Here is a 13,967-nt window from a genome sequence, read left to right as displayed (position 1 = left end):
ACACCGTCAACCATCCCGACCTGACCACGCTGGACGCGGCCGGCAAGGACGCCCGGCGCGAGCTCCGAGAGCATCGCGGCCCGCAGCCGCAGCGTGGCCACCAGCCGCTGGAAGGCCTCCGCCCAGTACGCGGCGGCCCCACCCCCCTCGTCCGCCACCTCGACGGCGTCCACCAGCCCCTCCAGCCGGCCCGCCTCCGCGGGATCGAGGCAGCGCTCGGCCAGCCCCATCACCCCGCTGAAGCTCCACGGGTAGCCCCCCGCGATCCGCGCGGCGTCCAGCGCGTCCACCACCGCCCGCCCCAGCGCCCCGGCCCACGGCACCCGGCAGACCCCCAGCAGCTGGAACGCCTCCGACAGCCCGTGCGCCCGGACGAACCCGGCGACCCACTCGGCCCGTTCCCCCTCCGGCAGGGTCTCCAGCAGTTTGGCCCGCTCCGCGAGCGAAGCCGTGCCCGGCCCCGCCGCCGGCGGCGCGGACGCCGCGCCGAGCAGCGCCTTCGACCACCGCGCGTCCCGCTGGCGCACCGCCGCCCGGCACCAGGCGGCGTGTATCTCCTCCGCCCAGCCCCCCGGCACCGGCAGCGCCACGATCTCCGCCGGCTCCAGCCCCCCGAACCGCTCGCGCCACCGGGACAGCGGGGCCGCCTCCACCACCTGGCCGAGCCACCACGCCCGCTCCCCGCGCCCCGCGGGCGGCCGCTTGACCACCCCGTCGCGCAGCATTCCCGCGTCGCACTCCGCCGGCGGCTCCACGGCCTCGGGGCCGACACAGGCCAGCGCCCGCTCCGCCATCCGCCCCGCCAGCGCCGACTCCGGCAGCGCGGAGAGCAGTTCGGCGGCCGTCCCCCGGACGTTGCGGCTGCGGTCGCCCAGCGCCGCCTCCAGGAAGGGCTCGTCCGCCATCGACAGCCCCGCCCGCAGCGAGTCGAGGAACATCAGCCGGTCCTCGGCCCGCTCGGTGGCCCAGGTGCCGGCCAGCAGCCGGGTCGCGGCCGCCGCGTCGCGGGCCCGTACGCCGCCCAGCAGCGCGACCCGTTCCGCGAAGAGCCCCTCCTCCCAGAGCCGGGCCACCGCCTCCCCGTCGCCGGGGTCGGGCAGTTCCCCGGCGCCGCCCGCCGCTCCGCGCAGCGCGAACCGCCACTCCGGATTCAGCCGGGCCAGCCAGAGCCCCCGCGCCCCGGCCAGGGCCAGCGCCTGCGGACGCAGGTCCGTACGGGCCCGGGCCGCGTCCAGCAGCGCCGGGACCAGGGCCGACGGCGCCCGGTAGCCGTGCCGCCCGGCGGCGGCCAGCCACTGCGGGAGCAGCTCCGTCAGATCCGGGGCGGCCCCCCGCCGCCCGGACCCGCCCGCGCTCGTGCGGCCCGCGAGCAGCTGCGCGAGGCGCCGCCGGGCGGCCTCCGGCGGCTCGGGGCGCGGATCCCGTGGCGCGGGGTCCGGCCGCCGGGCCGCCGGGGCGGGCCGCAGCCCGGCCCGGCGGCCCAGCGTCCGGACGGCCGCCGCGTCGAGCAGCGCCTCCGGTGTGCCGCCCCGCCGCTCGGTGCCCAGCAGCGCGGCGGTGACCAGCTCCTCCCAGTCCGCGTCCGCGTATCCCTCGTCGGCCCGGCCCATCAGGCCCCCTCCCTCGTCAGTCCCCAGCGGTCGTCGGTCGTTCGTCGTTCGTCGGTCCGTCGTCGGTCGTCGTTCGTGCCGGCGCGGGCTCCGGTCCCGCCCCCTCCGCGGGGCCGGAGCCTCGGACGTGCCGCACGAACCCCGTTCAGCTGGCGTGGTTGTCGTTCATGAAAGCCCCCCGGCTTCTCGTCAGCGCGTCGGCGCCCCCGCGCCTCCGCGTCCTCCATGTCGGTCTGCGAGACGGCATGGATCCCCCCAGGCCCCCTGCGTTTTCGGTTGGTTCGCGCCCTTCGTCAGACCAGCGGCACCGGCTCGGACGAGCCGGGCTGCCAGGCCGTCAGCGGAGTGAAGCCGCGGTGGCCGCACTCGCCGAACACCGTGACCGGACCGCCGCCCGAGAGGGCGGCCAGCTGCCACAGCGCGGACCGCGAACGGCCCCCGCCGGGTGCCACCGGCAGTGCGGACGCCCCCTCCGCGTCCGCGAGCTGCCAGGGCCCGTCACCCGCCTCACCCGGTATCGGGACCACCGGGCCCAGCACCACCGGCCAGGAGTCGAGCCACGGGTCCTCCCGCAGCGCGCCCCCGTAGGCCTCCAGGGCCTCACCGGTACTCACCCCGGCCGGAGCCGGGACGAGGTCCGCCGCCGCGGCCGCGGTGCGGTCCCCCAGGTCCGCCCGGAGCCCCGCCGATCCGGGCCGGAAGCGGACTTCCGCCTCCAGCACCAGTCCGACGGGCAGCGCCAGCCCCGGCGCCCGCCCGGGCGGTCCGAAGTCCAGCACCATTGCCGGCCGTCCGCCCTCCAGCCCGCGCAGCCATGTCCGGCGGGTGGTGAGGCGGCCGTCCGGGGACACCGAGTCGTACTGGGCGAGTACGAGCCAGCGGTCCCGGACGGTCTCCCCCTCGGCCGAGGACGGCAGCCCCACCCGGTTCCGGACGGTCGCGGCCAGCGGCTCCGGCAGCCCCGACACCCCCAGCCAGGCCCGGTCCAGCAGGTGCAGCAGCGCGAACTCCTCAAGCATCCGGGCGGGCCAGCCGGGGCCGCAACCGGGTATTGTCCCCAACTCCCTTACCCGGGCCGCGAGTCCGGGCGCCTGGGCGTCGACCATCCGGGCCGCGGTCTCCTCCCACGGGGCGTACCCCGCCTGACCCTGCCCGGCGATGCCGCCGCGCAGCAGGTCCGCCAGCCGCCGCTCCAGCTCGGCCACCCCCGTGCCGACCCGCTCGGCGCGCCGCTCGGCCCGCTTGCGGGCCGCCGCGGCGTCCACCGGACCGGCCGCCGGCCGCACGGCCTTCGCCGCACGCTCCGCCAGCCACTCCGCCGCCCAGTCCGGCGCCTCGGCCGGATCGCCCAGCCCCTGCGCCGACCAGAGCAGCAACAGCCCCAGCGCGTGCTTGCACGGGAACTTCCGGCTCGGACACGAGCACTTGTACGCGGGCCCCGCCAGGTCGACGACCGTCCGGTACGGCGTGCTGCCGCTGCCCTTGCACGAACCCCACACCGAACCGGAAGCGGAATCTCCGGTCTGCGACCACGGACCCGCCCCGCCCAGCCTGCCCCCCGCCTTCCGCGACGCGTCGTCAGGAGCCAGAGCCAGTACCTGTTCCGCCGTCCAGCGGACCCCCTGCTCAGTCATGGGAACCACCGTAGAGACCCCCACTGACAATCGCCCTGACCTGCAACGACGCCCCGTACACGGGGTGTTGTCAGTGGCATGGTGCACGGTGGGTACAGCAGTCGGGAGCGGCTGCCGAGCACTGGAGGGGGACCATGAGCACGCAGGGGAACGGCACCGGTACCGAGGCACTGCGCCCGCACGCCGAGGACGCCTTCGCGCACGAACTGAAAGCCCTGGAAGCCGCCGACGACCGGCCCCGCCCGGCCCGCTGGAAACTCTCCCCCTGGGCCGTGGCCACCTACCTCCAGGGCGGCACCCTCGGCGACGGCACGGTCATCACCCCCAAGTACGTCGGCCCGCGCCGGATCGTCGAGGTCGCCGTCACCACCCTCGCCACCGACCGCGCCCTCCTCCTGCTCGGCGTCCCCGGCACCGCCAAGACCTGGGTCTCCGAGCACCTGGCCGCCGCCGTCAGCGGGGACTCCACCCTGCTGGTCCAGGGCACGGCCGGCACCCCCGAGGAGGCCATCCGCTACGGCTGGAACTACGCCCGCCTCCTCGCCGACGGCCCGAGCCGCGAAGCCCTCGTGCCCAGCCCCGTCATGCGGGCCATGGCCCAGGGCATGACCGCCCGCGTCGAGGAGCTCACCCGCATCCCCGCCGACGTCCAGGACACCCTCATCACCGTCCTGTCCGAGAAGACCCTCCCCATACCGGAGCTCGGCGAGGAGGTGCAGGCCGTGCGCGGCTTCAACCTCATCGCCACCGCCAACGACCGCGACCGGGGGGTCAACGAACTGTCCAGCGCCCTGCGCAGGCGCTTCAACACCGTCGTCCTGCCGCTGCCCGCCACCGCCGACGCCGAGGTCGACATCGTCGCCCGCCGCGTCGACCAGATGGGCCGCGCGCTGGACCTGCCGGCCGCGCCCGAGGGGCTGGAGGAGATCCGCCGGGTCGTCACCGTCTTCCGCGAGCTGCGCGACGGGGTCACCGGGGACGGCCGCACCAAGGTGAAGTCGCCCAGCGGCACGCTGTCCACCGCCGAGGCCATCTCCGTGGTCACCGGCGGCCTGGCCCTCGCCGCGCACTTCGGGGACGGCGTCCTGCGCCCCTCCGACGTGGCCGCCGGGATCCTCGGCGCCGTCGTCCGGGACCCGGCCGCCGACCGGGTCGTCTGGCAGGAGTACCTGGAGACGGTCGTCCGCGAGCGGGACGGCTGGAAGGACTTCTACCGCGCCTGCCGGGAGGTGACGGCATGAGCCCGCGGGGCGCGGGGCCGCTGCTGCTGGGGGTCCGCCACCACGGCCCGGGCTCGGCGCGGGCGGTGCGGGCCGCGCTGGACCGGGCGCAGCCGCGGGCCGTGCTGATCGAGGGCCCGCCCGAGGGGGACGCGCTGCTCGCGCTCGCCGCCGACCCGGGCATGCGCCCGCCGGTGGCGCTGCTCGCGCACGCGGCGGACGATCCGTCCCGGGCCGCGTTCTGGCCGCTGGCCGGCTTCTCCCCGGAGTGGGTCGCCATCCGCTGGGCGCAGGCCAGGGAGGTCCCGGTCCGCTTCATCGACCTCCCCGCCGCCCACACGCTGGCCGCACCGGAGGGGGAGGGGGCCGCCGCCCGGCCGGGGGAGGAGGCGGAGGGCGGTGCCGCCGTGCCGCCCGTGGATCCGCTCGCCGTGCTCGCGGAAGTCGCCGGGTACGAGGACGCGGAGCACTGGTGGGAGGACGTGGTCGAGCACCGGGGCGGAGCGCGGGATCCGCTGGCCGCCTTCGCGGCCCTCGGAGAGGCCATGGGGGCCCTGCGCGAGGCCCACCGGGACGGCGACCGCCCCCGCGACCTGGTCCGCGAGGCGTACATGCGGCAGCGGATGCGGGCCGCCCGCCGGGAGTTCGGCGACGACTACGCGGTGGTGTGCGGCGCCTGGCACGTTCCGGCGCTGCGGGCCGGGGCGACGGTCGCCGCGGACAGGGCGCTGCTCACCGGGCTGCCGCGGACCAAGGTGGAGACCACCTGGGTGCCCTGGACCCACCGCAGGCTCGCCCGGGCCGGCGGATACGGCGCGGGCGTCGCCTCTCCCGGCTGGTACGCGCACCTGTTCGCCGCCCGGGACCGGCCGGTCGAGCGGTGGCTGACCAAGGTGGCCGGGCTGCTGCGGGAGGAGGACCGGCAGGTCTCCCCGTCCCATGTGATCGAGGCGGTCCGGCTGGCCGAGACCCTGGCGGCCGTGCGGGGACGGCCGGTGCCCGGGCTCGCCGAGACCCTGGAGGCGGTGCGGGCCGTGATGTGCGACGGCTCCGACGTACCGCTCGCGCTGGTCGAGGACCGGCTCGTCGTCGGGGACGTGCTCGGCGAGGTCCCGGACGCGGCGCCCGCCGTACCGCTCCAGCGGGACCTCACCCGCCGGCAGCGCTCGCTGCGGCTCAAGGCGGAGGCCCGGGACCGGGAACTGGAGCTGGACCTGCGCAAGGAGGCCGACGCGGCCAAGTCCCTGCTGCTGCACCGGCTGCGGATGCTCGGGGTCGACTGGGGCGTGCCCGCGGCCTCCCGGGGCGGGACGGGCACCTTCCGGGAGACCTGGCGGCTGCGCTGGGAGCCGGAGCTGTCGGTGCGGGTCGCCGAGGCGGGGATCTGGGGCACCACCGTGCCCGGGGCGGCGGCCGCCAGGGCCGAGGCGGAGGCGGCGGGGGCCCGGGAGCTGGGGGAGGTCACGGCGCTGGCCGAGCGGTGCCTGCTGGCCGGGCTGTCTCGGGCCCTGCCCGCCGTGCTGCGGGCCCTGGCCGACCTGGCGGCGCTGGACACCGATGTGGCGCGGCTGGCGAAGGCGCTGCCCGCGCTGGCCCGTTCGCTGCGGTACGGGGACGTGCGGGGTACGGACTCGGCGGCGCTCGGCAGGGTCGCGGCCGGGCTGGCCGAGCGGATCTGCGTGGCCCTGCCGCCGGCCTGCGCGGCCGGGCTCGACGCCGACGGGGCGGCGGAGCTGCGGGGCCATCTGGAAGGGGTGCACGGGGCGGTCGCCCTGCTGGCCGACGCGGACGGGGGGCTGCGGGAGCGGTGGTCGGCCGTGCTGCGGAGGCTGGCCGGGCGGGAGACCGTGCCCGGGCTGATACGCGGCCGGGCCGTGCGGCTGCTGCTGGACGACGGGCGGCTCCCGCCGGAGGAGACGGCCCGCCTGATGGGGCTCGCCCTGTCCCCGGCGGTCCCGCCGGCCGACGCGGCGGGCTGGATCGAGGGGTTCGCGGGCGGCGGCTCCGGCGGCGGGACGCTGCTGGTCCACGACGAGCGGCTGCTGGGCCTGATCGACGCCTGGCTGGTGGCGGTCCCCGAGCGGGCCTTCGTCGACGTACTGCCGCTGCTGCGGCGGACGTTCGGGGCGTACGAGCCGGGGGTGCGGCGGACCCTGGGCGAGCTGGCCCGCCGCGGCCCGGGCCGGCGGACCACCCCCACCGGCGCCGGCCCGGCCCCCGAGGGCTTCGCCCCCGCCCTGGACCCGGCCCGCGCGTCCGCGGCGGCGGAGGTGGCCCGTCGGCTGCTGGGGGCGGCGTGACCTCGGCTACCGCTGGGAGGTGCCCCCGGCGGGGCTGGATCCGGGCTCGGCGATCGCCTGCGCGGCTGGATTTCGCGCAGCGAAATTCCCGCCCGCGCGGCGATTGAGCCCACCGGGCGCGGAGCGGCCCGTATCGGGGTCCGGGGCCCGCCCCGGGAAACGGAGAAAGGGCGGGGCGGGGAGACGCCCCGCGCAGCGGCGACGAGTCGAAGGGGATCGGCAGATGACGGAGAGCGGCGTGGAGACCGCCGGAGGCGAGCGGCTGCGGCGCTGGCGCATGGTCCTCGGCGGCGGTGACGGCGACGGGACGGGCCGGACGCTCAGCGGCCGCGACGCCGCGATGGACGGGGCGCTGGCCGCGCTCTACGGAGCCGGAGCCGGCGACGCCGACGGCAGGGGGACGGGGGAGCGGACGGCGGGCCTCGGCGGGTCCGCGCCGAGGGTGGCGCGGTGGCTCGGGGACATCCGTACGTACTTCCCCGCCCCGGTGGTCCAGGTCATGCAGCGGGACGCCATCGAGCGGCTCGGCCTGTCCGCGCTGCTGCTGGAGCCGGAGATGCTGGAGGCCGTCGAGCCGGACGTGCACCTGGTCGGGACCCTGCTGTCGCTGAACAAGGCCATGCCCGACACCACGCGGGAGACGGCCCGCGCCGTCGTCCGCAAGGTGGTCGACCGGCTGGAGGAGCGCCTCGCGGCCCGGACCCGGGCCACCCTCACGGGCGCGCTCGACCGGTCGGCCCGGATCAGCCGCCCCCGCCACCGGGACATCGACTGGGACCGGACGATCCGCGCGAACCTGAAGAACTACCTCCCCGAGCACCGCACGGTCGTGCCCGAGCGGCTCGTCGGATACGGCCGGGCCTCACAGGCCGTGAAGAAGGAGGTGGTGCTCTGCATCGACCAGTCGGGCTCGATGGCGGCGTCCGTCGTCTACGCCTCCGTCTTCGGGGCGGTGCTGGCCTCGATGCGGTCGATAGCGACCCGCCTGGTCGTGTTCGACACGGCGGTGGCCGACCTCACCGACCGGCTCGACGACCCGGTGGACGTCCTCTTCGGCACCCAGCTCGGCGGCGGCACCGACATCAACCGCGCCCTCGCCTACTGCCAGTCGAGGATCACCCGTCCTGCCGACACGGTCGTGGTCCTGATCAGTGATCTCTACGAGGGCGGGATACGCGACGAGATGCTGAAGCGGGTCGCCGCGATGAAGGCGGCCGGCGTGGAGTTCGTGGCCCTGCTCGCGCTGTCCGACGAGGGCGCCCCCGCCTACGACCACGAGCACGCGGCGGCCCTCGCCGCACTGGGCGCCCCGGCCTTCGCCTGCACCCCCGACCTGTTCCCGGAGGTGATGGCGGCCGCGCTGGAGAAGCGCCCCCTGCCGGTCCCGTGAGGGGCCGCCGTGAATCGGCGGATCACACGAACTCGCAGTTCCGCGGTGAGGCGATCTGTGACAGGTATCACCGCTCAGGTGTGATCTGTGATTTAGGGTCCTACGGCCCTCGGGGATAACCTGCGAGACGGACATGCCGCGTCCACGGTCACCGTGTGCGCCTACCCAGTGACAGCGCCGTCACGTTGCCCTCCGCGGCACGCCCACGCAGATAGCAGACAAACCGCGAATCACTGCGAATCTTTGAAGACAAGGGACGGACGCGCGTGGACCTGTTCGAGTACCAGGCGAGGGACCTCTTCGCCAAGCACGGTGTACCGGTGCTGGCCGGTGAAGTGATCGACACGCCTGAGGCGGCTCGCGAGGCCACCGAGAAGCTGGGCGGCAAGTCGGTCGTCAAGGCCCAGGTGAAGGTCGGCGGCCGCGGCAAGGCCGGCGGCGTCAAGCTCGCCGCCAACGCGGACGAGGCCGTCGCCCGCGCGACGGACATCCTCGGCATGGACATCAAGGGCCACACGGTCCACAAGGTGATGATCGCCGAGCTGTCCCCGGAGATCGAGGCGGAGTACTACGTCTCGTACCTCCTCGACCGCACCAACCGCACCTTCCTGGCCATGGCCTCGGTGCAGGGCGGCATGGACATCGAGGAGGTCGCGGAGAAGACCCCCGAGGCCCTCGCGAAGGTTCCGGTCAACGCGGTTGACGGTGTCGACATCGTCAAGGCCCGCGAGATCGTGGCCCTGGCGAAGTTCCCGGCCGACGTGGCCGAGGGTGTCGCCGAGGCGATGGTGACCCTGTGGAAGACCTTCGTCGCCGAGGACGCGCTCCTCGTCGAGGTCAACCCGCTGGTCAAGACCAAGGACGGCCGCATCCTGGCCCTCGACGGCAAGGTCTCCCTGGACGAGAACGCCGAGTTCCGCCAGCCGGGTCACGAGGAGTTCGTGGACCACGCGGCCGCGAACCCGCTCGAGGCCGCCGCCAAGGAGAAGAACCTCAACTACGTCAAGCTCGACGGTGAGGTCGGCATCATCGGCAACGGCGCGGGTCTCGTCATGAGCACCCTCGACGTCGTCGCGTACGCCGGTGAGAACCACGGCGGCGTCAAGCCCGCCAACTTCCTGGACATCGGCGGTGGCGCCTCCGCCGCCGTCATGGCCAACGGTCTCGAGATCATCCTCGGCGACCCGGACGTCAAGTCCGTCTTCGTCAACGTCTTCGGTGGCATCACCGCCTGTGACGAGGTCGCCAACGGCATCGTCCAGGCCCTCCAGCTGCTCGCGGACAAGGGCGAGGCGGTCACCAAGCCGCTGGTCGTCCGCCTCGACGGCAACAACGCCGAGCTGGGTCGCAAGATCCTCTCGGACGCCAACCACCCGCTGGTGCAGCGCGTGGACACCATGGACGGTGCGGCCGACAAGGCCGCCGAGCTCGCGGCTGCGAAGTAAGGGCAGAGGTCACAGACTCACATGGCTATCTTCCTCAACAAGGACAGCAAGGTCATCGTCCAGGGCATGACCGGTGCCACGGGCATGAAGCACACCAAGCTGATGCTGGCTGACGGCACCAACATCGTCGGCGGCGTGAACCCGCGCAAGGCCGGCACGACCGTCGACTTCGACGGCACCGAGGTCCCGGTCTTCGGCTCCGTCGCCGAGGCGATGGAGAAGACGGGCGCCAACGTCTCCGTCCTCTTCGTCCCGCCGGCCTTCGCCAAGGCCGCCGTCGTCGAGGCCATCGACGCCGAGATCCCGCTGGCCGTCGTCATCACCGAGGGCATCGCGGTGCACGACTCCGCCGCCTTCTGGGCGTACGCGACCGCCAAGGGCAACAAGACCCGCATCATCGGCCCGAACTGCCCGGGTCTGATCACCCCCGGCCAGTCCAACGCCGGCATCATCCCGGGCGACATCACCAAGCCCGGCAAGATCGGTCTCGTGTCCAAGTCCGGCACGCTGACCTACCAGATGATGTACGAGCTGCGCGACATCGGCTTCACCTCCGCCGTCGGCATCGGTGGCGACCCGGTCATCGGCACCACGCACATCGACGCCCTGGAGGCCTTCGAGGCCGACCCGGAGACCGAGCTCATCGTCATGATCGGCGAGATCGGCGGCGACGCCGAGGAGCGTGCGGCGGACTTCATCGCGAAGAACGTCACCAAGCCGGTCGTCGGCTACGTCGCGGGCTTCACCGCCCCCGAGGGCAAGACCATGGGCCACGCCGGCGCCATCGTCTCCGGCTCTTCTGGCACCGCACAGGCCAAGAAGGAGGCCCTCGAGGCCGCCGGCGTCAAGGTCGGCAAGACGCCGACCGAGACGGCCAAGCTCGCGCGCGAGATCCTCGAAGCCGCGAAGTAGGCGCTCGGGATCTCCCGGCAGTACCGCTGTACGGGCGTGGCCCGCACCCCTCGGGGTGCGGGCCACGCCCTTTTCCGGCTTCCGGGCCGGCCGCTCACTCCAGCGACGGGTGGATCCGGTGGGGGCCGGCCGCCGGATCGGCGCGGAGCTTGTCCTGGAGGGCCCGGCTCGTCTCGGTCACCCGGGGCGGGCCGGCCAGCGCCGGGACCCCGGAGACCCCGGTGCCCGGCGCGACCGGCGCCACGTAGTGGTCCGGCGCGGTGACGGTGGTGTACCCGGTCGCGACGGCGATCACCGCGGTCAGGACCAGCGCGGCCCGCGCCCAGCGCCGGGCGCGGAGCTCGCTGACCGTGCGGACGCTGGCCGCCGGGGGCGGATCCAGCGGCACGGCGGGCCGCACCGCGCCGAGCCACGCCCGCAGCACGGCCGACTGCTGCTCCGGGGGGACGCCGGCCAGCCCGGGGAGGCGGGCGGCGAGGTCGGCGTGGGCGTGGAGCAGCCGGTTGCCGGTGGTGGGGGTGCTGGCCTCGGTCTCGGCGGCCGTGTCGGGCAGGTCGAGGCCGACGCCGTCGTAGAGCAGCACGGTCCGGCGGTGGGCGGGCGGCAGGGCCAGCAGGGCGCCCAGCAGGATGCGGTCGTTGGGGTCGGCGGGGGCCTTGTCGGGGCGGCCGAGGGTCCGGTGCGCCCGGCGGAGCCTGCGCCAGGGGGAGAGCGCGTACTCGTACGCGGCCGCGCGTACCCAGCCCACGGGGTCGGGGTCGGTGGCCACCTCGGGCCACTGCGCCCAGGCCTGACGGAACGCCCGCTCCACGGACTCCTGCGCTAGGCCGCGACGGCCCGTCAGGAGGTAGACCTGGCGGACCAGGGAGGGGGCGGAGTAGCCGTACAGCGCGTCGAACGCCTCGGCGGGCCGCGCCGGCCGCCGCACCCCGCCGGGAGGGTGTGCGGGCTCGGGCGGCGGCGCGGCGTGCGCCCCGTCGCCGGCCGCCGCCCGCTGCTCCGGCGCGTCGGCGGCCGCGGGGGCGGGGTCCGCCGGGGGGTGGGCCGGAGGGTCCGGGGCGGGGGGCGGCGCCGGGGCGTCCCTCAGGGCCCAGGAGGGGGCGGGGGGCTCCGGGGGCGTGACGGGGCGGTGGGCGGCGGGGGCTGACGGGGTGTCCGCCGTGAGGTGGGTCTGGGGGGTGTCCGCCGCCGGGGCGGGGGGCGGCGGGGGGTCCGTCGGGTGGGTCCGGGGGGTGGTCGTCGGCGGGGCGGGGGGTGGCGGGGGGTCCGTCGGGTGGGCCCGGAGGGTGTCCGCCGCCGGGGCGCCGGCGGGGTGGGCGGGGGAGTGGCGGGGCGGGGCGGACGGGGGCTTCGGGGCGCGTTTCGCGGCGCGGCGGGGGCGGGTGTTCGGCCCGGCGGCCGGCCGGCTCGCGCCCGCGCGCGCGAGGCGGTCCAGGAGGTCCGCGTACGCCTCGCGCGAGCGCGCGCCCGGCTCCGTACGGCCCGTCTCCCACGAGCGGACCGTGCCGGCGGTGACCCCCAGCTCCGAAGCGACCTGTTCGTGCGTCAGCTCGCCCGACTCGCGCAGCCGGCGGCGCTCCTTGGGGGGCGGCAGGCCCCGCTCCGAGTGGGAGCCCGTCTCGACGTCTGGTGTCATGTCACACTCCCCGCGACCTGGCAGCACAGCACTGGGCGATAAAGTACATAAACGTATATTGGGCGACACAACGGACAATCGCCTGTTACTCACCCATAGCGCGTGTCGTTGGCACCATGACGGTGTGACCCAAGTGATCGAACGCGGGGCCCCGTTGCCGGCGGCCCCGCAGGCCCGGGCGCCGCGCCGTTCACCGGCGGCCGCCGCCTGCGTGCTGGGCGGCGCCGTGGCCGCAGGACTGGGGCTCGGCTTCCTCGCCGTGCTCGTGATCGTGCTGTGGATCAGCTCCCCCTACCCCGACAGCGGCCCCGGCGGGGCGCTGCACCTCGCCGCCGGGCTGTGGCTGATGGCCCACGGGACCGAACTCGTCCGCTACGACACCCTCTCCGGGGTGCCCGCGCCCGTCGGCGTGACCCCGCTGCTGCTGGTGGCGCTGCCCGTGCTGCTGATGCGGCGGGCGGCCCGGCTGGGCAGCGCGTCCGGGGTCGGCCGGAGGACGGACGCGGAGGCGGAGGAGGTGCTGCCGGCGAGCGCGGTGTTCTCCGCCGTGCTCTGCGGCTACCTGGCCGTGGGCGCGCTCGCCACGTTGTACGCGGCCGGCGGGCCGATGCCGGCCGACCCGATCAGCGCCGCCTGGCACCTTCCGCTGGTGGCGGTGTTCGCCGCGGCGGGCGGGGTGTGGTCGGCGAAGGGGCGTCCGACGGGGCCGCTGCCGGGCTGGGTCCCGGGGAGCGTGCGCCGGGCGGTGGCCCGGCCGCGGTACGCGCTGGCGCTGCGCTCGGGCGCGGCGGGGGCGCTCGTCCTGCTGTGCGGGGGCGCGGTGCTGGTCGGGGCCTCGCTGGTGTGGCACGCGGGGGAGGTGCAGTCCTCGTTCCTGACGCTGACCGGGGTGTGGTCGGGGCGGTTCGCGGTGCTGCTGCTGGCCGTGACGCTGGTGCCGAACGCGGTGGTGTGGGGTGCCGCGTACGGGCTGGGGCCCGGGTTCGCGGTGGGGACGGGGGCGACGGCGACCCCGCTCGGCTTCGAGGGGGCGGCGGCCCTGCCGAGGTTCCCGCTGCTGGCGGCGCTGCCGCCGGAGGGGGCGGGGACGCCGCTGACCTGGGCGGCGGCCGGGGTGCCGGTGGCGGCGGGGCTGGTGGTGGGGTGGTTCGCGGTGCGGCGGGCGCGGGAGGTCTCGTACGGGGAGACCGCGCTGACGGCGGTGCTGGGGGCGGTGGTGTGCGGGCTGGCGATGGCCGGGCTGGCGGCGGCGTCGGCGGGGGCGCTGGGGACGCGGGCGCTGGCGGCGTTCGGGCCGGTGTGGTGGGCGGCGGGCGCGGCCGCGGCGGCGTGGGTGGCGGTGCTGGCGGTGCCGGTGGCGGTGGGGGTGCACGGGTTCCGCAACCGGCCGGTCGGCTCCGCCGGGGGTGCGGTGGGCGGGGACGCGTGGCACGACTCGGGGGTGCGGGAGTTGCGGTGGGCGGTGTTGCGGGAGGCGGCGTTGCCGATCGTCGCTCCCGCGGGTGGGGTGGAGGCGGGCCCGGAGGCGGGCCCCGAGGCGGCTCCGGAGGGTGCTCCGGGGGCGGGTGCGGAGGCCGCTGCTCCTGCGGAGGTCGCGGGGGCTGTGGAGGTGCCGGCCGGGGAGGTTGCGGTGGAGGGGGACGTGGCGCCGGATCAGGGTGCCGTGGAGGGCGGGCCGTTGGTGCCGGGGGTGGTGGGGGCGCGGGTGCTCGCGCGGCGGCGGCCGGAGGGCTGAGCGGGGGCGGCGGCGCCGCTGCGCGGGGCGAGAGCCGTCACCAGTCCGGCGCCGCCGGCGGCCTGGGCGCAGCGGCCCAAGATCG

9 protein-coding genes are annotated in these 13,967 nt (G+C 76.2%); 6 read left to right on the top strand and 3 right to left on the bottom strand.

Annotated features, from left to right (window positions below):
* Both AB0O29_RS30635 and AB0O29_RS30630 read right to left on the bottom strand, forming a co-directional pair.
* Window positions 1-1,610 (bottom strand): DUF5691 domain-containing protein (locus AB0O29_RS30635; RefSeq protein WP_365158022.1); only part of this gene is annotated, 1,610 nt, incomplete at its 3' end.
* 293 nt (window positions 1,611-1,903) lie between these two features.
* Entirely contained in the window at window positions 1,904-3,244 is a 1,341-nt protein-coding gene (locus AB0O29_RS30630) for an SWIM zinc finger family protein (protein ID WP_365158019.1), read from the bottom strand.
* 134 nt (window positions 3,245-3,378) lie between these two features.
* On the opposite strand from AB0O29_RS30630, the gene AB0O29_RS30625 reads away from it, so the two are divergent.
* The 5 genes from AB0O29_RS30625 to sucD all read left to right on the top strand — a co-directional run bounded on the left by AB0O29_RS30625 (window position 3,379) and on the right by sucD (window position 10,511).
* The gene (locus tag AB0O29_RS30625; protein WP_365158017.1) at window positions 3,379-4,485 is read left to right on the top strand and encodes an AAA family ATPase; all 1,107 of its coding nucleotides are present in this window, start codon (window positions 3,379-3,381) and stop codon (window positions 4,483-4,485) included.
* Window positions 4,482-6,764, top strand: a complete 2,283-nt coding sequence (locus tag AB0O29_RS30620; protein WP_365158014.1) for a DUF5682 family protein — start codon at window positions 4,482-4,484, stop codon at window positions 6,762-6,764. The genes AB0O29_RS30625 and AB0O29_RS30620 overlap by 4 nt, the downstream gene beginning before the upstream one ends.
* Window positions 6,765-6,987: 223 nt before the next feature.
* Complete coding sequence (locus AB0O29_RS30615; RefSeq protein ID WP_365158012.1) at window positions 6,988-8,154, top strand: VWA domain-containing protein; 1,167 nt, start codon at window positions 6,988-6,990, stop codon at window positions 8,152-8,154.
* 266 nt (window positions 8,155-8,420) lie between these two features.
* The gene (gene sucC, locus AB0O29_RS30610; RefSeq protein ID WP_365158009.1) at window positions 8,421-9,599 is read left to right on the top strand and encodes an ADP-forming succinate--CoA ligase subunit beta; all 1,179 of its coding nucleotides are present in this window, start codon (window positions 8,421-8,423) and stop codon (window positions 9,597-9,599) included.
* Between the two features lie 21 nt (window positions 9,600-9,620).
* Window positions 9,621-10,511, top strand: a complete 891-nt coding sequence (gene sucD / locus AB0O29_RS30605; RefSeq protein ID WP_365158006.1) for a succinate--CoA ligase subunit alpha — start codon at window positions 9,621-9,623, stop codon at window positions 10,509-10,511.
* 94 nt (window positions 10,512-10,605) lie between these two features.
* Here sucD and AB0O29_RS30600 read toward each other — a convergent pair whose 3' ends face one another.
* Window positions 10,606-12,147: a helix-turn-helix domain-containing protein gene (locus tag AB0O29_RS30600; protein WP_365158003.1), complete on the bottom strand. Its 1,542-nt coding sequence runs from the start codon at window positions 12,145-12,147 to the stop codon at window positions 10,606-10,608.
* Window positions 12,148-12,271: 124 nt separating this feature from the next.
* Here AB0O29_RS30600 and AB0O29_RS30595 point away from each other — a divergent pair, with 124 nt between their 5' ends.
* On the top strand, window positions 12,272-13,882 hold the full coding sequence (locus AB0O29_RS30595) for a DUF6350 family protein (protein WP_365158000.1): 1,611 nt from the start codon (window positions 12,272-12,274) through the stop codon (window positions 13,880-13,882).
* The last annotated feature ends 85 nt before the right edge of the window (window positions 13,883-13,967 follow it).

The organism is Streptomyces sp. NPDC089915 (assembly GCF_040684675.1).
Taxonomy (GTDB): Bacteria; Actinomycetota; Actinomycetes; order Streptomycetales; family Streptomycetaceae; genus Streptomyces.
Note: the sequence above shows the minus strand (reverse complement) of the source record. Positions and strands in the feature narration are given on the sequence as shown.